A 19,237-nucleotide genomic window follows, 5' to 3' on the forward strand; every position below is an offset into this window, starting at 1 on the left:
CCAATTTCATAGGTCCATTACCATGCCGAATCCGCCGCTTCCCTCGTCGTTCAATCCGGCGGGTATCGAACTCGACCGCCGTCAGGGCCTGAGTCGTCAGCTCTATCAAGCGCTGCGGGTGCGAGTGCTTGACGGACGATTGGCCAGCGGCACACGACTGCCGGCCAGTCGCGATCTGGCGGCGGCCTTATCGATTTCCCGTAACAGCGTGGTCCGTGCCTACGATCAGCTTTACGCTGAGGGCTTCATAGAGGGGCGTGTTGGCGATGGGACTTATGTCGCGCAATTGCCTCAAGCCCCGGCGTCGGGAAAAAAATTATCCACAAAAGTATCCACAGGGTTTTCAACAGGGTTACCCACAGCCTTATCCACAAATTGGCTGGATTTACCTGTGGTTTCATCCAGTAAAGTTATCCACAGCGGTGCTTTGGGCCGGGTTGAAAACAACCATCTGGCCTTGCCTCCCAGTGGTCCGCCTCGGGCATTTCGTGTCGGCGTTCCAGCCTTCGATCTATTTCCTTTCGAGGTCTGGGCCAAGCTGAACGCGGCTTTCTGGCGTAATCCGGATTTAGAGCAACTGTGTTACGGCGACCCTGCGGGTGATACACGATTGCGAGGGCTGATTGCTGCGTACTTGCGCAGTTCGAGGGGCATGCAGTGCTCGGCTGAGCAAATAGTGATCACCAGTGGCGCACAACAGGGGATTAGCCTTTGTGCACAGTTGCTGGTGGAGCCTGGCGACGGGGTGGGGATTGAAAATCCGGGGTATCGAGCGGCGGGTCATGCGTTCGCTGTAGCCGGCGCGCGATTGCACGGGGTTGCGGTGGACAGTGAGGGCATTGATTGCACCGTATTGGCGGCGCTCAGCGATTGTCGATTGGCTTATGTCACGCCGTCGCATCAGTACCCGACCGGGGTGGTCATGAGTCTGGCGCGACGTCTTGAATTGTTGGCCTGGGCCGAACGCACCCAAGGCTGGATCGTCGAGGATGACTACGATGGCGAATACCGTTACAGCGGTGCACCGCTGGCACCGTTGGCTGCGCTCGATCGGCAGGGACGGGTGCTGTATGTCGGAACCTTCGGCAAGGTTGCATTCCCGGCATTACGACTGGGTTATCTGGTGTTGCCGCCCGGATTGGTTGAGGCGTTCTCTCAGCGTCGTGCGGTGGACGTGCGGCACTCGGAGGTCAGCACTCAAGCAGTAATGGCTGAGTTCATGGCAGCCGGGCACTTCCAGCGACACATACGCCGTATGCGCCGTGCTGCGTTGAGTCGGCGTAACGTTTTGCTCAATGGCTGGCCTGTGGATATCCCGGGCGTTGGTAAGCTGCCCAGTGTGGCGGCCGGTTTGCACCTGACGGTACGTGTCGACAGCGTGGCCCGTGAGCGCGAATTGATCGAACAAGCCGCCAGCGTCGGGGTGGAGATCAATGGACTGAGCAGTTATTGGCTGCCGGACACAACGCTCCCCGAGGACCAGCGAGCGGGGCTGGTCCTGGGGTTCGCCGCAGTGCCGGAGACGGCTATCGAATCGGCACTGGCGAGGCTCAAAGAGATCTGGATTCCGATGTGAGCCGCGCCGCCCGGATCAGGTCCCGGACTTGATCTTGGTCCAGGCGCGGGTCCGTGCCCGTTCGGCATCGCGAGGCAACGGTTGCAGGGTGTAGAGCGTGCTCATCGCCGCTTCGGTCGGGTACAGGTTCGGGTTGTTGCGAATCGCCGGGTCGACCATTTCCGTGGCGTCCTTGTTCGGGTTCGGGTAACCGACGAAATCGCTGACCGGTGCGATGACCTGGGGTTGCAGCAAGTAGTTGATGAAGGTGTAGGCGTCCTCCGGGTTTTTCGCGCCTTTGGGGATCGACAGCATGTCGAACCAGATCGGCGCGCCTTCTTTGGGCAGGCGCATGTCGACGATCACGCCATTCTTGGCTTCCTTGGCACGGTTGGCGGCCTGGGAGAAGCTGCCGGAGTAACCGACCGCCACGCAGATGTCACCGTTGGCAATGTCGGCCATGTACTTGGACGAATGGAAGTAGGTGATGTACGGACGAATCTTCATCAGCAGCGCTTCAGCCTTGGCGTAGTCCGCCGGCTTCTTGCTATTGGGATCCAGGCCCAGGTGTTGCAGGGCCAGCGGCAGGATCTCTGACGGTGAGTCGAGCAGGGCCACGCCGCACTGCTTGAGCTTGCTGATGTTCTCTTCCTTGAAGATCAGGTCCCAACTGTCCACCGGTGCGTTGTCGCCCAAAGCCGTCTTGATCTTGTCCGGGTTGAAGCCGATCAGGATGGTCCCGTACATGTACGGCACGGCGAATTTGTTACCCGGGTCGTTGGCTTCGATCAACTTCATCAGCTTCGGATCGAGGTGGTTCCAGTTCGGCAGTTTGCTGCGGTCCAGCGGCTGGAACACCCCGGCTTCGATCTGCTTGGCGAGGAACACGTTGGACGGCACCACCACGTCGTAGCCGGAGTTGCCGGTCAGCAGCTTGGCCTCCAGCGCTTCGTTGGTGTCGAAGATGTCGTAGACCAGTTTGGTCTGGGTGTTCTGGGCCTTGAAATCTTCCAGCGCTTTGGGGGTGATGTAGTCGAACCAGTTGTACACCCGCAATGTGCGTTCTTCAGCATGCACGGCACCACTGACTATCATGGCGCACAGGGTTGGAACGATCAGACGCTTGAGTCGATTCATTTGTTCTAATTCCTCATTGGGCGCTTTCAAAACCTTCGAGAACGTTCACGGCATTGATGCCGATTTCTTCCACCGCGTAACCGCCTTCCATCACGAACAGCGTCGGCTTGCCGAGGCCTGCGATGCGCGCGCCCATCGCCAGGTAATCCGGGCTGTCGAGTTTGAATTGGGAGATCGGGTCGTCCTTGAACGTATCGACGCCCAAGGACACGACGACGATGTCGGCGCCGTACTTTTCGATCTCTTTGCAGGCCTGCTCCAGCGCCGCGCTCCAATTGTCCCAGCCTGAACCGGCGGGCAAAGGGTAGTTGAAGTTGAACCCTTCGCCCGGGCCTTCACCGTGTTCGTCTTCGTAGCCGAGGAAGAACGGAAACTCGGCTTCCGGATGGCCATGGATCGAGGTGAACAGCACGTCGCTGCGCTCGTAGAAAATCGATTGAGTGCCATTGCCGTGGTGGTAATCGACATCGAGGATCGCGACCTTTTTGTGGCCCTGATCGAGGAACGCCTGGGCGGCAATGGCGGCGTTGTTGAGGTAGCAATAACCGCCCATCAAATCGCTGGCGGCATGGTGTCCCGGTGGACGGCACAAGGCGAAAGCACTGCGAGCGCCGCGTTGGATTTCCGCCTGCGCGGTCAACGCCACTTGCGCCGCGCTATACGCCGCTTGCCAAGTGCCGGCGGTAATCGGTGCGCCGCCGTCGAAGCTGTAATAGCCGAGCTGGCCGTGCAGGCTGGTGGGCACGATCCGGCGCAAGGTGCGGGCCGGCCAGGTGTAGGGCAGCAAGTCGCCGTCGGTATTGAATTCGGTCCAGCGCGCCCAGGCCCCTTTGAAGAAGTCGAGGTAATCGCGGCTGTGGATGCGCTCGATCGGCCCGAGACCGAAATCCTGCGGCGCCTCGACCGGGCCCAGATGGCGGGACTGTACGCGTGCCAGCACATGGTCGGCCCGCGAGGGCATTTCGAAGCAGGGCATCAATTGCCCGTCCATCAATTCACAACGGCCGTGATGCAGGTGGTGATCGTCCGAGTAGATCGTCAGCATTCTTGTTCTCCGCAGGCTGATTCGGTTGCACACAGTCTTGCGGCGGGCGGCGTTTGGGAGAACGGCAGGAAAGGCCAAAAGGGGATCGATCTGGCCAAAAGATTTGACCGAAATTCGCCCCTTAATGGCACGCCGGCGCCCTCGAATGATGCATCCGACCCTGTAGGTGCGAGCCTTGCCCGCGAAGCTTTTGGTGTACTTGAAGACGCCATCGCGAGCAGGCTCGCTCCCACAGTAGTTTTGCGCCGCACACAAATACGGGGTTCTCTGAAGATCCAATGTGGGAGCGAGCCTGCTCGCGATGGCGGCATTCAGGACGCCGCAGAACTCAAGGCCTGAACTGGCTGGGCGCCACACCACTCCAGCGCACAAACGCATGTCGGAAGCTCGCGGTTTCGCTGAACCCCAACGCTTCGGCAATCCGATAGATCGGCAGTTGATCTTCGCAGAGCATTCGCTTGGCCTGCTCGAAGCGCAACTCATCGAGCAGTTCCTGATAGCTGCAGCCCAGGTCCTTCAGATGTCGCCGCAGGGTGCGCGCCGAGCAGTTCAACTGTTCGGCCAGCCCGTCCAGGCCCGGCGCCGCGCTCAGCTGCGCCGCGAGTAGTTGGCGGATACGCCCGAGCCAGGCCTGACGCCCGGTGAATTCGGTGTTTTGCTTGCGACAACGTTCGGCCATGGCCTGGTGCGTGATGGCGTCGGCCAGAGGCAGGGGTTGTTCAAGCCAGCGTTTGTCGAAAGCAAAGGCATTGGACACAGCATCGAACTGCAAGGGGCAGTCGAAACGCTCAGCGTAGCGCGCCTGATAATCCGGTGCCGGGTAATCGAAGCGGGCGCCGAGCAGAGGCAAAGGGTGGCCGAGCAGGTCTTCGCAGGTGACTTTCATCGAGACCAGGCAAAACTCGACATTGAACGGCGCCAGCGCCGGATTTTCCCGATAGTCGCCCGCGGTGAGCCAGATGCGCTTGCCATCTTCTTCCAGGCTCAACTCGAACAGTGTTCCCAATAGCGCCGGATAGTGCAGCGCCAGCCGCAAGGCGTCACCTAAAGTGGCGCTGGTGAGTAAGGCATACCCGAGCATGCCGTAGGACGAAACATGCATCCGCCGGCCCAACTCCAGGCCGATATCGCGGCGTAATGCGACGGCGTTGGCACAAACCAGCATCTCTTGATTGGTGGTGATGCGCGTGTCCGCCCGGCTCAGATCCGCCGCGCTGATGCCGCTGCCGGCCAGCAATGCCTCGCTGGACAGGCCTTCGGCCTTGAAGGTGTTGAGCACCAGGGAGACGGCGTTGAGGGTGGTGAGATGGGAGTGGAGCATGGGTAGTTCCAGCCGTTAAGTAGCTGGAGGCGAGCAAGTTATATGCCCAACGACGATCCTGTGGGAGCGGGCTTGCCCGCGTAGGCGGCGGTACATCCAACATCAATGTGGCTGATTAACCGCTTTCGCGAGCAAGCCCGCTCCCACAGGGTTTTGTGTTGTGTCAGCTCAGTTCGCCGCACAGGTCGAGCTCAACCAGCCGCCGAACTTCAGCGATCTCAAGCCCTGCGCCCAGTAACGCATGCAATTTGCCGAACGCTGCCTCGCGAGTCATGCCGCCACCGGACAACACCCCGGCGTCACGCAAGCGGCTACCCGCCTCGTACACGTCGAGCTGCACACCACCTTCATGACATTGCGTCACCGCGACCACCACCACACCTTTATCTCGCGCCCGTTCCAGGCTGGCGAGAAACTCGGGGTTGTCGCTTGGCCCGGTACCGCTGCCATAACATTCCAGCACCAGACCCTGAATACCGCTGTTGAGCAGGCCATCCAGTTGATCGGCACCGATGCCTGGGAACAGCGGCAACACCGCGACCTTCGCCAGCTGCTTAGGCTGGTTGTAGTTCAGCGGCTCAGGTATCGAGGACGCTTTCACGCCGCCACCCTGACGCTCCAGCCGCTTGAATGGATGACGACCGAAACTGCGAACCTTGGCGCAACGGGTCGGGTCGAGCAGTTCGCCGTGGAAGTACAGATGAACGCCCGGCGCGAGGCCTTGGCCAAGAGCAACCAACGCACCGCTGAGGTTTTCCCAGGCATCGCTGTCGGTCACGCCGGCCGGCAGCATGGAGCCGGTGAACACCACGCGGGCATGCAGGCCGAGCAATTGAAAGCTCATGGCCGCGGCGCTGTAGGCCAGGGTGTCGGTGCCATGCAGGATCAACACGTTGTCGCAGCCCTGGACATCAACGGCGTCGACCACCGCTTCACGCAATTGCTGCCAGTAGACGGGCGTCATGTTGGCGCTGTCGATCAGCGGTGACATCTCGCGAAAGCGCCACTGCGGCACCACCAGCTCAGGCTGGCTGTGCAGATATTCGCGCATCCGTGCTTCGAAACCGGAAGCCGGGGCCAGGCCGTGGGCACTGGCTTGCATGCCGATGGTGCCGCCGGTGTAGAGCACCATGACGTGCTGGGCAGCAGGGAAAGTCGAGGAATTCATGGAGGTTCTCCGAAAACGATGTGGGAACGAGCCTGCTCGCGATGGGAGCGATGTGGTCTTAAGCTCGAACCAAAACGGCAGCGTCAAAAAAGCTGCCACAACATACGACCGAGCATGACGCCGGTCGCAAGCTGTGTCACGCCGGGCGCAGGGGGTGCGCCCGGTTTTTTACCGATCAGCGTTGCGCTGCGGTCACGCCTTGCGGCTCGGCTGCGGCTGTAGGAGCAGCGGCTGGCGGATTGGCTGGCCAGGCTTTCAGGTCCAGGTCCAGATCCGGGAACTTGCTCGAATCGAACACCGGGGTCTTGATGCCGGCAGCGCGCTGGTCATCGTAGTCACGCAGAATGCGCATGCCGACCTTGAACAGCAGGAACAGCGCGATCAGGTTCACGAATGCCAGCATGGTCATGGTGATGTCGGCGAACGCGAACACGGTGCCGAGGTTTTCGATGGCACCCCAGAAGATCAGCACCAGTACCAACGCGCGATAGCCGATCAGCGCCTTGCGGTTTTCGCCGATCATGAAGCGCAGGTTGCTCTCGCCCAGGTAGTAGTTGTAGAGGATCGAGGTGAACACGAACAACGCCAGGGCCACGGAGATGAACATCCGGCCCCAGTCGCCGACTACGGCAGCCAGGGAGTTCTGGGTCAGGGCAATGCCGTCGCCTTCGAAGCCCGGGGTGTAGAAGCCCGACAGCAGGATCAGCAATGCGGTGCAGGTGCAGATCACGAAGGTGTCGAGGAACACGCTGAACGCCTGAACCACGCCTTGCGAAACCGGGTGCTCGACCGAGGCCACGGCTGCCACGTTTGGCGCACTGCCCAGGCCTGCTTCGTTGGCGAACACGCCGCGCTTCACGCCCATGACGATGGCGCTGCCGATCAGGCCGCCGAACGCCTGGTCCAGGCCGAAGGCGCTTTTGACGATGGTCATCAACATGCCCGGAACGTGGTCGAACTGCAGCACGATCACGTAGATGGTCACGCCGATGTACACCAGGGTTTTCACCGGTACCAGCAGGTCAGCGACCTTGGCAATCCGCTTGATACCGCCGATGAACACCAGACCCAGCAATACCGCCAGGCCCAGCCCGGTGTACGTGGTGTCGAGGCCGAAGGCATTGTTCAGCGAGTGGGTTACGGCGTGGGCTTGCAGGCCGTTGAAGGCAAAGCCGAAGGTGATCAGCAGCAGGAACGCCATGATCATCCCCAGCCAGCGTTTCTGCAGGCCGTGCTGAATGTAAAAGGACGGGCCGCCACGGAACTGACCTTCGGAGTCGCAGCGCTTATAGAGCTGGCCGAGGGAGCATTCGAAGAAGCTGCTGGACATGCCGACCAGCGCGGTCACCCACATCCAGAACACGGCACCGGGGCCACCCAGGGTCACGGCGATGCCGACACCCGCGATGTTGCCCGCACCGACACGGCCGGCGAGGCTGAGCATCAGGGCCTGGAACGAGCTGAGCTGGCCAGCGCTGCTTTTCAGGCTGTCGCGGAACACCGCGAACATGTGAAAGAAATGGCGGAACTGAACGAAACGCGAGCGGATCGTGAAGTAGCTACCGAGCCCGACAATGAGCACGATCAGTACTTTCCCTGAGAGGAAGTCGTTGATGACTTCGAGCATGGATTATTCCTCGCTATTTTTTGTGTGTGCAGATACTGGATGGACCGACACATCGCGTTACACCGGCTTGCGCGTGGCACAACAGGTGGATCAAGGTTCGTTCCGTTTCCATATCGCGGGTTTTATTAGTTCGGGTTTCGCATGGGTTTAGGTCTCGTTAACGACGACCGCTCACGCGAAGAGGGCCGGCACTATACATAAGGAGAGTGCCGTCCGTCTGCACGATTGTGGTGCAAGCGACGAAACGAGAGCGCTGCAAAATCAAAAAATCGCAGCCTTCGGCAGCCTCTACAGAGGGTCTCAAACCCGGTAGGAGCTGCCGAAGGCTGCGATCTTGGCGGAACTGAAAGCATTCAGCATATTCGAAAATCCGCAAAAGGGTTAAAAAAAAGGGCTTGAGGGAATAAATCCCCAAGCCCTCAAAAGGTGAGAGGTGTCTAGTCCCTCGACCTAGTGAGCGTGCTCTTCAAAAGAGCCAGCGTTCGGTTAAGCCTTCAAAGGCACCAGACGCGGAGCAATCATGTTTTCCGGGCGCAGGATGTCGGCGAGCATTTCTTCGTCGAGCAAGCCTTCTTCGCGCACCAGTTCCAGCACGCCGCGGCCGCTTTCAAGGGCGACACGGGCAATGCGGGTGGCGTTTTCATAGCCGATGTACGGGTTCAGCGCGGTGACCAGGCCGATCGAGTGTTCGACCAGTTCACGGCAGCGCTCTTCGTTGGCGGTGATGCCGACGATGCAGTGCTCGCGCAGCATGTCCATGGCGCGCTGCAGCAGACGGATCGAGTCGAAGATCTTGAAGGCGATCAGCGGCTCCATCACGTTCAGTTGCAGCTGGCCGCCTTCGGCCGCGATGGTCAGGGCCAGGTCGTTGCCGATGATCTGGAAAGCAACCTGGTTCACGGCTTCCGGGATAACCGGGTTGACCTTGCCTGGCATGATCGAGCTGCCTGGCTGACGCGCTGGCAGGTTGATTTCGTTGATGCCGGTGCGTGGGCCGCTGGACAGCAGGCGCAGGTCGTTGCAGATCTTCGACAGCTTGACCGCGGTGCGCTTGAGCATGCCGGAGAACAGCACGAAGGCGCCCATGTCGGAGGTGGCTTCGATCAGGTCGGCGGCTGGAACCAGCGGTTGACCGCTGATCAGAGCCAGACGCTGAACGGCCAGGGCCTGGTAACGCGGGTCGGCGTTGATGCCGGTACCGATCGCGGTGCCGCCCAGGTTCACTTCGGTCAGCAGTTCAGGCGCGAGGGTCTTCAGGCGCGCCAGGTCTTCGCTCAGGGTGGTGGCGAAGGCGCGGAATTCCTGGCCCAGGGTCATCGGCACGGCGTCTTGCAGCTGGGTACGACCCATCTTCAGAACGTGGCTGAATTCTTCACCTTTGGCGGCGAACGACTGGATCAGGCTGTCGAGGCTGGCCAGCAGCGCGTCGTGACCCAGCAGCAGACCCAGACGGATCGCGGTTGGGTAGGCGTCGTTGGTCGACTGTGCCATGTTCACGTCGTTGTTCGGGTGCAGGTACTGGTATTCGCCCTTGCTGTGGCCCATGGCCTCCAGCGCGATGTTGGCGATGACTTCGTTGGCATTCATGTTGGTCGAAGTGCCAGCGCCGCCTTGAATCATGTCCACCACGAATTCTTCGTGGAAATCGCCGCGGATCAATCGGGCACAGGCTTCGCTGATGGCAGCGTGCTTGGCTTCGCTCAGGTGACCCAACTCGCGGTTGGCGTCAGCGGCGGCCTGTTTGACCATTGCCAGACCGACAACCAGTTTCGGGTAATGCGAAATCGGAACGCCGGAGAGGCGGAAGTTGTTCACCGCTCGCAGGGTCTGGATGCCGTAATACGCTTGAGCAGGTACTTCGAGTACGCCAAGCAGGTCTTTTTCTGTGCGGAAAGATGCAGCGGAGGACATGATAGAAATCATCTCGATATGGACCCGGTCTGTGCCGGAACACTGCAAATGCTAGGCTTGTGAAGTATTTTGGGCCAATGCTGTTAAACACTAGCCTATGCGCATTCGGCATAATGCCCGTGTGACGCCGCGTGTGCGGCGAGCGTGTGACCTAAATTGGTGCGTGTCCGGGAGGGGCGTGATGAATCTGGAAAGCAAATGGCTCGAGGACTTTAGTGCTCTGGCCGCCACCCGCAGCTTCTCCCAGGCGGCTGAACGACGCTTCGTGACCCAGCCTGCATTCAGCCGGCGGATCCGCAGCCTCGAAGCTGCGCTGGGGCTGACCCTGGTCAATCGCTCCCGTACGCCGGTCGAGCTGACGGCGGCAGGGCAGTTGTTTCTCGTCACCGCGCGCACCGTGGTCGAACAGCTGGGTGAAGTGCTGCGCCACCTTCATCACTTGGAGGGCGGGCAGGGCGAGGTGATGCAGGTTGCCGCCGCTCACTCCCTGGCGCTGGGATTCTTCCCGCGCTGGATCGCGCAATTGCGCAATGAAGGGCTGAACATCGCCACGCGACTGGTAGCGACCAACGTTGGTGATGCCGTGCATGCGTTGCGCGAAGGCGGCTGTGATCTGATGCTGGCGTTTTACGACCCGGATGCGGCCATGCAAATGGACCCGGAGATTTTCCCGTCACTGCACTTGGGAGACACCGAAATGCTCCCGGTTTGCGCCGCCGATGCTGATGGCAAACCGTTGTTCGATCTGGAAGGCGAGGCCAGCGTGCCGCTATTGGCCTACAGCGCCGGTGCGTTTCTTGGACGTTCGGTGAACATGCTATTGCGCCAGCGGGCGCTGCGATTCACCACTATTTACGAAACCGCCATGGCCGACAGCCTGAAAAGCATGGCGCTGGAAGGTCTGGGGATTGCCTGGGTGCCGCATCTGAGCGTGCGTGCCGAACTGGCTCGCGGCGAGTTGGTCGTTTGCGGTGGCCCACAATGGCATGTGCCGCTGGAGATCCGTCTGTATCGCTGCGCATTGGTGCGCAAGGCGAATGTGCGGTTGTTGTGGCGCAAGCTCGAGGGCGGAGCAGCGAGTAGCAATCAGTAAGCTAGTGAAGGCAGAGGCATGCTTTTTGTGCCGCCCATATCAGAGTTAGAACATCATGCTCTGTGAGTCAGATAATTTTTTATGTTTTGTCGGTTGGTCGGGCTGAATTTATAGCAAATGGATCGGAATTCATTTCGCTGCGGTATCATATATGTTTCGCACCACCAGCCGTTGTATTGAACCTCCGAATCTTCATGTTTGGCGCCTAATAAATGGCCGATCTCATGACCCACTGTTATGAAGCTGGTCGTTGATGCAATTGCAAAGGTTCCAGCCCCAAATGGGGGCCAGACAAGTGCAATACCTGCAAACTTGTCATTCAAATGATCCTTAGTGACCAAAATAACCTTGGTCAAGGAATTTGTCTGGAAACCTTCTTTTCTAGCCTCGTCCAGAAATTTCATACCCAGGGTCTCCCAGCGCCTCAGGGTCTGCGTCCCGTCATCGCCCTTGTAATTGAAGTTGCTGTAGGGCGCGCCGCCACCAAAGACAATGTTGACCTTCAGGTCGGTGAAGCTTTCCAGCTCATTTACAAAAGGTCGGAAATGATCGGCATAAATAGTCGCTTTCGTTGAAGCGGGCACGTCTTCGTGAATAATAGCGAAAACCGTAAGATCTTTTTTCTGTGACGACTTGGTAGTTGGGGTCATCCTTGATTCCTTATTTAAAAGCGTTCTTATTAGGTTCGAGAGGTTATTTGTTGTGTTTGTTAGTTGTATGGTTGGTGAGTGCAATAGTTAAACTAACTAGGGTGTGGCGCCTTGGCGAGTTAATCTATATGTCCATTTATTGCAAAAAAAGCTAGACGCTATCAATAAACTTAGTTGTAGTTTCGTGGATTATAGGTTGTGCGTTGGGGTATCTTAATAAGCTTCTGGGGCTGGGCCGAATCGACTGACTTGAGAGTCAATAAACTTGCCACGTTGCCCCAAGTGACAGATGGTCGCGGCGGGGGCTGTTTATCTGCTTCATTGAGGTATACTGCGCGGCCTTCGGCCGGTTCGTCCGGCCATTTTTCGTACAATCAAGCCACGCATTCTGCGTGGCTTGTTGTTTTTTGACGCGCCTGCGGGCGCCCAGAGAGAAGAGGCACGACGATGAGTGCACTGGTTGGCGTGATCATGGGCTCCAAGTCCGATTGGTCCACCCTTAGCCACACCGCCGATATGCTGGAAAAGCTCGGCATCCCTTACGAGGTGAAAGTGGTCTCTGCCCACCGCACCCCGGATCTGCTGTTCCAGTACGCCGAAGAGGCCGAGGCCCGTGGCATCGAGGTGATCATCGCCGGTGCCGGCGGCGCGGCCCACCTGCCAGGCATGTGTGCGGCCAAGACCCACCTGCCGGTGCTGGGTGTGCCGGTGCAGTCATCGATGCTCTCGGGCGTCGATTCACTACTCTCTATCGTGCAAATGCCTGCAGGCATTCCGGTTGCCACCCTGGCCATCGGCAAAGCCGGCGCGATCAACGCAGCGCTGCTCTCGGCGAGCATCCTGGGCGCCAAGCATCCGCAATTTCATACCGTGTTGAAGAAATTCCGCGCTGAGCAGACAGACAGCGTCCTGGACAATCCAGACCCACGCATCGCCTGAGGTTGTTGACGATGAAAATCGGTGTAATCGGTGGCGGCCAGTTGGGTCGCATGTTGGCGCTGGCGGGCACTCCGCTGGGCATGAACTTCGCTTTCCTGGACCCGGCGCCGGATGCTTGCGCAGCCGCGTTGGGCGAACATCTGCGAGCCGATTACGGCGATCAGGATCACCTGCGTCAGTTGGCCGATGAAGTCGATCTGGTGACCTTCGAGTTCGAAAGCGTCCCGGCCGAAACCGTGGCATTCCTGTCGCAATTCGTCCCGGTGTACCCGAGCGCCGAAGCGCTGCGCATCGCTCGCGATCGCTGGTTCGAAAAGAGCATGTTCAAGGACCTGGGCATTCCAACCCCGGCCTTCGCTGACATTCAATCGCAAGCCGACCTGGACGCTGCCGTGGCTTCGATCGGTCTGCCGGCCGTGCTGAAAACCCGCACCCTGGGTTACGACGGCAAGGGCCAGAAAGTCCTGCGCAAGCCTGAAGACGTGGTCGGCACCTTCGCCGAGCTGGGCAGCGTTGCCTGTCTGCTGGAAGGTTTCGTGCCGTTCACTGGCGAAGTCTCGCTGATTGCCGTGCGTGCTCGCGATGGCGAAACCAAGTTCTATCCGCTGGTTCACAACACCCACGACAGCGGCATCCTCAAGCTGTCCGTGGCCAGCACCGATCACCCGCTGCAAGCGTTGGCTGAAGATTACTCCAGCCGGGTACTCAAGCAGCTGGAGTACGTCGGCGTGATGGCGTTCGAGTTCTTCGAAGTCGACGGCGGCCTCAAGGCCAACGAAATCGCCCCGCGCGTACACAACTCCGGGCACTGGACCACCGAAGGGGCCGAGTGCAGCCAGTTCGAAAACCACCTGCGGGCCGTTGCCGGTTTGCCGCTGGGTTCGACTGCCAAGGTCGGCGAGAGCGCGATGCTCAACTTCATCGGTGTCGTGCCACCAGTAGAGAAAGTGATCGCGATTGCTGATTGTCATCTGCATCACTATGGCAAGGCTTTCAAGGTCGGCCGCAAGGTCGGTCACGCCAATCTGCGCTGTGCAGACCGTGAGACGTTGGCTGCGCAGATCCTCAAGGTCGAAGCGCTGATTGCTGAATAGTTTCATGTGGCCACGGCGGAACCTTCAAGGGCCGTCGTTCTCTGATGGCAGGATGCCAAAGTCTGTCTAGGCTTTTGGCTAGGTGTCCTGTCTCACCAATACTGTTCCTTTTTGACAGCGTCTGTTGCCGTCATGCTGCGTTGCCGCTCCTCGCCATAGCGCGCTATGACTCGTCGCGGCGCCTTGCCTGACGACAATGGTGAGACGGGACACACCAATTCATTCAGAGGGAAATGCCATGGGAATTATCGGAACCATCTTTATCGGCTTGATCGTCGGCCTGCTGGCTCGGTTTTTGAAACCGGGTGATGACAGCATGGGCTGGATCATGACCATCCTGCTCGGTATCGGCGGTTCGCTGGCGGCCACCTACGGCGGCCAGGCCTTGGGCATTTACCACGCTGGCGAAGGCGCAGGTTTCATCGGTGCGCTGGTGGGCGCGGTGGTATTGCTGGTGATCTACGGCCTGATCAAAAAGAACTGATTGAAGTGACGAAGCCCTCTCTGCGCCATCGTTGGAGAGGGCTAGAATGCTCGGCGTTGCCATCGTCACATTGTCCTATCCTTTGCCGAGCACTTTCATGCGCCGTCTTCTGTTGACTCTTCTCTTCCTGGGCAGTGGTTTGGCCCATGCCGGCGAACTGCCGGAAACCGACTGGCTCGAACTGATGCCCAAGTCGGACCAGAAAGCCCTCGAGGCCATGCCCGAAATCGACCACAACTCACCCGAAGCCAACGGCACCTTTACCCAAAAGGGTGGCATGAAGCAGAGCAAGGGCTTGCCGGCGGTGATGTACTCGACCAAAACCGTGCCGTCGATGAACGACAAACACATCCGCATTGGCGGTTATCCGGTACCCCTGGAATCCGACGCCAAGGGCCGCAGCACGTTGTTCTTCCTTGTGCCGTACCCGGGCGCTTGCATCCACGTGCCGCCACCGCCACCTAACCAGTTGGTGTTGGTGCGTTATCCAAAAGGCTTGAAGCTGAATGACATCTACACACCGCTGTGGGTGACCGGCACGCTGAAGATCGAGACGGTCAACAACGACCTGGCGGATGCGGCGTATGCGCTGGATGCGGCGCAGGTGCGGGTGGTTAAAGAGTCGGATTTGTAAAAATGCCAGTCAGCCTGGCACAGATCAAAATGTGGGAGCGGTGTTGCTATAAAGGTTTGCTACCGATGCTCACGCCCAGGGTATGACTCGCCCCTGATGCCAGCGTCACCACATCACCCATCACATTCGCCGTTTCAATGCACAGCATGCGCTGCCAGCCATCGTCGGCCATGTCGCTGAACGCTGCAGCGCGGTCGATCCAGGGGTTCCAGATCACCGCCGAGCGCGAACCGCTGCTGGTCAGTTCGATGCGTCGTTCCCAGTGCGGGTCAACGATACTCAGCTTCGGTGGGGTATTGAGATAGATGCGGTCGGTCTCGCCGGTAAAACGCAGATCACCGGTCTGGGTGACGGTTTTCCAGTCGTCCAGGGTTTCGATATAGCTCAAGCCATCCAGCCCTTCGACATGCACGTTGCGCACATCGCTGACCGCGAAATAGCTGTGCAATGCCTGGCTGATCGTGACTGGTTCGGCGCCCTTGTTTTCGCTCGTCAGGCTGATATGCAACTGCTCATCCAGACGAATGCTCAGTTTCAAGTCCACCTGATGCGGCCATCCCGGCAGACCGCCTTCGGGGTAGGGCAGGACGAATTCCACCTTCAGGCTTTCGCCCTCGGTTTCGATGCCGCCCAGTTCCCAGTCCATCGCCCGCACCAGACCATGGGCGGTCGGCGGTTCCTGGCTGACGCGCATGGACTGGACACTCTGCGGGTTGCGCGACAGGTTGCCGAACCATGGCCAGCACACCGGCACACCGGCGCGGATGCTCTTGCCGGCCTTGAACACCGCCTCGTCGTTGAGCCAGATCAGCGGCGGCTCGCCAGCCAGTTGATAACTGAGGATGTGCGCGCCTTGCTGGGCCACCAGCAATTCGGCCTGACCGTGGCGGATACGCCAGCAATTCAGTTCATCCAGTTTCACGGCTTCAACGTTGGGCGTGCTCATGGGGCAACTCTCGATCAGGAACAGGACTGCAATGGACCGCAAAACGGTCGCCGGGTTTAGCGCACCCTTTCTTACGAGCTCCGGTTTAACGAGCTCTAGGCGGAACCGAGCGAGTGCGGCCGCTGCCGTCGATGGCGACGAACACGAAGACGGCTTCGGTCACTTTACGCCATTCGCTGGACAGTGGATCGTCGCTCCAGACTTCGACCATCATCTGAATCGAGCTGCGGCCGATTTCCAGGGCCTGGGTATAGAAGGAGAGTTGAGCACCCACCGCTACAGGCACCAGGAACGCCATGCGATCGATCGCCACGGTGGCCACGCGGCCACCAGCCACCTTGCTGGCCATTGCAGTGCCAGCCAAATCCATCTGCGCCACCAACCAGCCGCCGAAAATATCGCCAAAGCCATTGGTTTCGCGCGGAAGCGCGGTGAATTGCAGGGCCAGGTCGCCTTGCGGGATTGGATCTTCTTGTTCGAGCTCTATCATGCCGGGGGTGCCTCTGACCCGTGACTCTTCGTAGGTGTAGCGGGAATAGCCGTCTCGGAAAAACGATTCAGCCCCGAACATACTACGTTCGTCACGTTTTTCGTAAGGCGCCTAAAGGGAAACTCTGCGAAATCGGCTGACAGATGCCAACGACGGTTTCGCACAGCAACCCCTTACAAGCCGTTGCAATGTTGCGAGTATATCGATCGGTAGACTCCGAGACGACCGTCGGGTTCTCATTTTGACCGTCAAATACGCGCCTCTATGTGCTTTTTCGAACAATTTGCTATCGTGCCGAACCTGCCCAAGCCTCTGCCAGCGTTGTTGAGGTTGCAGATCCGACTATAAGAGAAGCCCTTGCCATGACCACAGCGCCCTCGAGCATCGCGCAGCCCAACCAATCCGCACGTCCGCTGACCCGCAACGACTATAAGACGTTATCGCTGTCTGCCTTGGGCGGCGCGCTGGAGTTTTACGACTTCATCATCTTTGTGTTCTTTGCCACGGTGGTCGGCAAACTGTTCTTCCCCGCCGACATGCCCGAGTGGCTGCGCCTGATGCAGACGTTCGGCATCTTCGCCGCCGGCTATCTGGCGCGGCCGCTGGGCGGCATCGTCATGGCGCACTTCGGTGATCTGCTAGGGCGCAAGAAGATGTTCACCTTGAGCATTTTCATGATGGCCGTGCCGACCCTGATCATGGGCCTGCTGCCGACTTATGCGCAGATAGGTATGTGGGCGCCGATCCTGTTGCTGCTGATGCGGGTGATCCAGGGCGCGGCGATTGGCGGTGAAGTGCCTGGGGCTTGGGTATTCGTTTCCGAACACGTGCCGCAGCGGCACATCGGTTATGCCTGCGGCACGCTGACCTGCGGTCTGACCGCCGGTATTCTTTTGGGCTCATTGGTCGCCACAGCGATCAACAGCATTTACACACCGGTTGAGGTTTCGGATTACGCCTGGCGGATCCCGTTCCTGCTGGGCGGCGTGTTTGGCCTGTTCTCGGTCTACCTGCGCCGCTGGCTTCACGAAACTCCGGTGTTCGCCGAGTTGCAATTGCGCAAGGCCCTGGCCGAGGAAGTGCCGCTGCGTGCCGTGTTACGTGACCATCGCGGTGCGATTCTGATTTCCATGCTGCTGACCTGGCTGCTGTCCGCCGGCATCATCGTGGTCATCCTCATGACCCCGACCGTGCTGCAGACCGTCTACCACTTCGCGCCGACTACCGCGTTGCAGGCCAACAGCCTGGCCATCGTGTTCCTGAGCCTGGGCTGTGTGGCCTCCGGTGCATTGGCTGACCGCTTCGGCGCCGGCCGGGTGTTCGTGTTCGGTAGTGCCGCGCTGCTGATCAGTTCGTGGACGTTCTATCACAGCCTGTTCAACCATCCCGACTGGCTGTTCCCGATGTATGCCCTGACCGGTCTGCTGGTCGGGACCATTGGTGCGGTGCCGTACGTGATGGTCAAAGCCTTCCCGGCGGTAGTGCGTTTTAGCGGGTTGTCGTTTTCCTACAACCTGGCTTACGCGATTTTCGGTGGCCTGACGCCGATGGTGGTGACGTTGCTGCTGAAGGAAAGCCCGATGGGGCCTGCCTATTATGTGGCGATCATTTGTGGTGTCGGGATTCTGGTGGGGGCGTATCTCTGGAAGAAGGGGCGATAGGCCGACGCTTTCATCGACTGCACTGGCCCCATCGCGAGCAGGCTCGCTCCCACATTGGTTCTGTGCTCACCGCAGATCCCCTGTGGGAGCGAGCCTGCTCGCGATGAAGGCGACGCGAATCATCTTGTAAAACCAAATGCTGGCCTTTCATCCAATTGTCATATTTCAGCCATAGAGTGTTCACACGGCCTGCTGATACTTGGCCCCGACTAACACACCTATCTGCTAGGAGTAAGGCATGAAACTGAAGCGTTTGATGGCGGCAATGACTTTTGTCGCTGCTGGCGTTGCGACTGCCAACGCGGTTGCCGCTGTTGACCCGTCGATCCCGAGCTACACCAAGACCACTGGTGTGTCGGGCAACCTGTCCAGCGTCGGCTCCGATACCCTGGCCAACCTCATGACCCTGTGGGCTGAGAACTACAAAAAAGAATACCCGAACGTAAACATCCAGATTCAGGCCGCTGGCTCCGCCACTGCGCCACCTGCGCTGACTGAAGGCACCTCTAACCTGGGCCCGATGAGCCGCAAGATGAAGGACACCGAACTGGCTGCCTTCGAGCAGAAGTACGGCTACAAGCCAACCGCTATCCCGGTTGCCGTGGACGCCCTGGCTGTCTTCGTACACAAAGACAACCCGATCCAGCACCTGACCATGGAACAAGTCGACGCGATCTTCTCCTCGACTCGTCTGTGCGGCGCCAAAGCTGACGTGAAAACCTGGGGCGACCTGGGTGTGACCGGCGACCTGGCCAACAAGCCAGTGCAGCTGTTCGGTCGTAACTCGGTATCCGGCACTTATGGCTACTTCAAAGAAGAAGCCCTGTGCAAAGGCGACTACAAGCCAAACGTGAACGAACAACCAGGCTCGGCTTCGGTCGTGCAGTCGATCAGCTCCTCGCTGAACGGTGTTGGTTACTCGGGCATCGGCTACAAGACCGCCAGCGTGAAAACCGTGGCCCTGGCCAAGAAAGGCACCACTGAGTTCATCGAAGATACTGAAGAGAACGCCCTGAACGGCAAGTATCCGCTGTCGCGTTTCCTCTACGTATACGTCAACAAGGCCCCGAACAAGCCTCTGGCCCCGCTGGAAGCCGAGTTCGTGAAACTGATTCTGTCCAAGCAGGGTCAGGAAGTGGTTGTGAAAGACGGCTACATCCCACTGCCTGCCAAGGTTGCTGCAAAAGCACTGGCTGACCTGGGTCTGCAAGAAGGCAATAACGTCGTAAAAAAGTAAAACCCTAGGTCCGGGCTGAACCCCGGACCTGTAGGAGCGTGTAGGAGCTGTCGAGTGAAACGAGGCTGCGATCTTTTGATCTGGCTTTTTAACTGCAAGGTCAAAAGATCGCAGCCTCGTTTCACTCGACAGCTCCTACGCAGCTCCTGCAACCCCCAAATTTCCGATCCACTGCCAGTTCCCACCGGCGGCGGATTTGTTGCGTCACTGCATTGTCATCTTTCTGTCATACAGGATCGCTAGGG

General features: G+C 59.2%; 17 protein-coding genes. 8 read left to right on the forward strand and 9 right to left on the reverse strand.

The features are described 5' to 3' along the window. Window positions 1–22: 22 nt before the first annotated feature. Window positions 23–1,576 (forward strand): MocR-like pyridoxine biosynthesis transcription factor PdxR, encoded by a 1,554-nt coding sequence (gene pdxR / locus BK662_RS04855; RefSeq protein ID WP_123357137.1) that lies wholly within the window; start codon window positions 23–25, stop codon window positions 1,574–1,576. Between the two features lie 15 nt (window positions 1,577–1,591). Here pdxR and BK662_RS04860 read toward each other — a convergent pair whose 3' ends face one another. The 6 genes from BK662_RS04860 to aspA form a co-directional block, all read right to left on the reverse strand. Continuing rightward, window positions 1,592–2,692, reverse strand: coding sequence for a polyamine ABC transporter substrate-binding protein (locus tag BK662_RS04860; protein ID WP_123357138.1), 1,101 nt, complete (start codon window positions 2,690–2,692; stop codon window positions 1,592–1,594). A 13-nt stretch (window positions 2,693–2,705) separates the two neighbouring features. Next, window positions 2,706–3,737 (reverse strand): histone deacetylase family protein, encoded by a 1,032-nt coding sequence (locus BK662_RS04865; RefSeq protein WP_123357139.1) that lies wholly within the window; start codon window positions 3,735–3,737, stop codon window positions 2,706–2,708. A gap of 328 nt (window positions 3,738–4,065) precedes the next feature. Further along, on the reverse strand, window positions 4,066–5,058 hold the full coding sequence (locus BK662_RS04870; protein ID WP_123357140.1) for an AraC family transcriptional regulator: 993 nt from the start codon (window positions 5,056–5,058) through the stop codon (window positions 4,066–4,068). A gap of 163 nt (window positions 5,059–5,221) precedes the next feature. Further along, window positions 5,222–6,226 carry an asparaginase gene (locus BK662_RS04875; protein ID WP_123357141.1) on the reverse strand — a complete coding sequence of 335 codons (1,005 nt, stop codon included), beginning with the start codon at window positions 6,224–6,226 and terminating at the stop codon, window positions 5,222–5,224. 175 nt (window positions 6,227–6,401) lie between these two features. After that, complete coding sequence (locus tag BK662_RS04880) at window positions 6,402–7,853, reverse strand: alanine/glycine:cation symporter family protein (RefSeq protein WP_123357142.1); 1,452 nt, start codon at window positions 7,851–7,853, stop codon at window positions 6,402–6,404. A gap of 486 nt (window positions 7,854–8,339) precedes the next feature. Then, window positions 8,340–9,764 carry an aspartate ammonia-lyase gene (gene aspA / locus BK662_RS04885; RefSeq protein ID WP_123357143.1) on the reverse strand — a complete coding sequence of 475 codons (1,425 nt, stop codon included), beginning with the start codon at window positions 9,762–9,764 and terminating at the stop codon, window positions 8,340–8,342. Between the two features lie 181 nt (window positions 9,765–9,945). Between aspA and BK662_RS04890 the strand changes: the two genes are divergently transcribed. Then, a complete protein-coding gene (locus tag BK662_RS04890) occupies window positions 9,946–10,857 on the forward strand; it encodes a LysR substrate-binding domain-containing protein (RefSeq protein WP_123357144.1) in 912 nt (303 codons plus the stop codon). A 53-nt stretch (window positions 10,858–10,910) separates the two neighbouring features. On the opposite strand, the gene BK662_RS04895 is transcribed toward BK662_RS04890, so the two are convergent. Then, complete coding sequence (locus BK662_RS04895) at window positions 10,911–11,507, reverse strand: zinc metalloprotease (protein ID WP_123357145.1); 597 nt, start codon at window positions 11,505–11,507, stop codon at window positions 10,911–10,913. A 447-nt stretch (window positions 11,508–11,954) separates the two neighbouring features. On the opposite strand from BK662_RS04895, the gene purE reads away from it, so the two are divergent. The 4 genes from purE (at window position 11,955) to BK662_RS04915 (ending at window position 14,658) form a co-directional block, all read left to right on the forward strand. Further along, window positions 11,955–12,446, forward strand: coding sequence for a 5-(carboxyamino)imidazole ribonucleotide mutase (purE, locus tag BK662_RS04900; protein WP_003196369.1), 492 nt, complete (start codon window positions 11,955–11,957; stop codon window positions 12,444–12,446). 11 nt (window positions 12,447–12,457) lie between these two features. Next, on the forward strand, window positions 12,458–13,540 hold the full coding sequence (locus BK662_RS04905; protein WP_123357146.1) for a 5-(carboxyamino)imidazole ribonucleotide synthase: 1,083 nt from the start codon (window positions 12,458–12,460) through the stop codon (window positions 13,538–13,540). A 238-nt stretch (window positions 13,541–13,778) separates the two neighbouring features. Next, entirely contained in the window at window positions 13,779–14,024 is a 246-nt protein-coding gene (locus tag BK662_RS04910; protein WP_027926291.1) for a GlsB/YeaQ/YmgE family stress response membrane protein, read from the forward strand. Window positions 14,025–14,121: 97 nt separating this feature from the next. Further along, complete coding sequence (locus BK662_RS04915; RefSeq protein WP_030132475.1) at window positions 14,122–14,658, forward strand: DUF3299 domain-containing protein; 537 nt, start codon at window positions 14,122–14,124, stop codon at window positions 14,656–14,658. A gap of 46 nt (window positions 14,659–14,704) precedes the next feature. Here BK662_RS04915 and BK662_RS04920 read toward each other — a convergent pair whose 3' ends face one another. Further along, window positions 14,705–15,604, reverse strand: a complete 900-nt coding sequence (locus tag BK662_RS04920) for a D-hexose-6-phosphate mutarotase (RefSeq protein WP_123357147.1) — start codon at window positions 15,602–15,604, stop codon at window positions 14,705–14,707. An 85-nt stretch (window positions 15,605–15,689) separates the two neighbouring features. Beyond that, the gene (locus BK662_RS04925) at window positions 15,690–16,094 is read right to left on the reverse strand and encodes an acyl-CoA thioesterase (protein ID WP_123357280.1); all 405 of its coding nucleotides are present in this window, start codon (window positions 16,092–16,094) and stop codon (window positions 15,690–15,692) included. Window positions 16,095–16,456: 362 nt separating this feature from the next. Between BK662_RS04925 and BK662_RS04930 the strand changes: the two genes are divergently transcribed. Together BK662_RS04930 and BK662_RS04935 are read left to right on the forward strand one after the other, a co-directional pair. Further along, complete coding sequence (locus BK662_RS04930; protein WP_123357148.1) at window positions 16,457–17,755, forward strand: MFS transporter; 1,299 nt, start codon at window positions 16,457–16,459, stop codon at window positions 17,753–17,755. A gap of 238 nt (window positions 17,756–17,993) precedes the next feature. Continuing rightward, window positions 17,994–18,992: a phosphate ABC transporter substrate-binding protein PstS family protein gene (locus BK662_RS04935; protein ID WP_123357149.1), complete on the forward strand. Its 999-nt coding sequence runs from the start codon at window positions 17,994–17,996 to the stop codon at window positions 18,990–18,992. Window positions 18,993–19,237 lie beyond the last annotated feature (245 nt).

The sequence above is a fragment of the Pseudomonas frederiksbergensis genome, from assembly GCF_003732275.1.
In the GTDB taxonomy this organism is placed as follows: domain Bacteria; phylum Pseudomonadota; class Gammaproteobacteria; order Pseudomonadales; family Pseudomonadaceae; genus Aquipseudomonas; species Aquipseudomonas frederiksbergensis_H.

Bases quoted from the DNA above. Each gene is read 5' to 3' on its own strand.
- BK662_RS04880 (WP_123357142.1), bottom strand. From the start codon at position 7,853: ATGCTCGAAGTCATCAACGACTTCCTCTCAGGGAAAGTACTGATCGTG.
- purE (WP_003196369.1), top strand. From the start codon at position 11,955: ATGAGTGCACTGGTTGGCGTGATCATGGGCTCCAAGTCCGATTGGTCC.
- aspA (WP_123357143.1), bottom strand. From the start codon at position 9,764: ATGTCCTCCGCTGCATCTTTCCGCACAGAAAAAGACCTGCTTGGCGTA.
- BK662_RS04905 (WP_123357146.1), top strand. From the start codon at position 12,458: ATGAAAATCGGTGTAATCGGTGGCGGCCAGTTGGGTCGCATGTTGGCG.
- BK662_RS04875 (WP_123357141.1), bottom strand. From the start codon at position 6,226: ATGAATTCCTCGACTTTCCCTGCTGCCCAGCACGTCATGGTGCTCTAC.
- BK662_RS04925 (WP_123357280.1), bottom strand. From the start codon at position 16,094: ATGATAGAGCTCGAACAAGAAGATCCAATCCCGCAAGGCGACCTGGCC.
- BK662_RS04935 (WP_123357149.1), top strand. From the start codon at position 17,994: ATGAAACTGAAGCGTTTGATGGCGGCAATGACTTTTGTCGCTGCTGGC.
- BK662_RS04910 (WP_027926291.1), top strand. From the start codon at position 13,779: ATGGGAATTATCGGAACCATCTTTATCGGCTTGATCGTCGGCCTGCTG.
- BK662_RS04890 (WP_123357144.1), top strand. From the start codon at position 9,946: ATGAATCTGGAAAGCAAATGGCTCGAGGACTTTAGTGCTCTGGCCGCC.
- pdxR (WP_123357137.1), top strand. From the start codon at position 23: ATGCCGAATCCGCCGCTTCCCTCGTCGTTCAATCCGGCGGGTATCGAA.
- BK662_RS04920 (WP_123357147.1), bottom strand. From the start codon at position 15,604: ATGAGCACGCCCAACGTTGAAGCCGTGAAACTGGATGAACTGAATTGC.
- BK662_RS04915 (WP_030132475.1), top strand. From the start codon at position 14,122: ATGCGCCGTCTTCTGTTGACTCTTCTCTTCCTGGGCAGTGGTTTGGCC.
- BK662_RS04930 (WP_123357148.1), top strand. From the start codon at position 16,457: ATGACCACAGCGCCCTCGAGCATCGCGCAGCCCAACCAATCCGCACGT.
- BK662_RS04895 (WP_123357145.1), bottom strand. From the start codon at position 11,507: ATGACCCCAACTACCAAGTCGTCACAGAAAAAAGATCTTACGGTTTTC.
- BK662_RS04865 (WP_123357139.1), bottom strand. From the start codon at position 3,737: ATGCTGACGATCTACTCGGACGATCACCACCTGCATCACGGCCGTTGT.
- BK662_RS04870 (WP_123357140.1), bottom strand. From the start codon at position 5,058: ATGCTCCACTCCCATCTCACCACCCTCAACGCCGTCTCCCTGGTGCTC.
- BK662_RS04860 (WP_123357138.1), bottom strand. From the start codon at position 2,692: ATGAATCGACTCAAGCGTCTGATCGTTCCAACCCTGTGCGCCATGATA.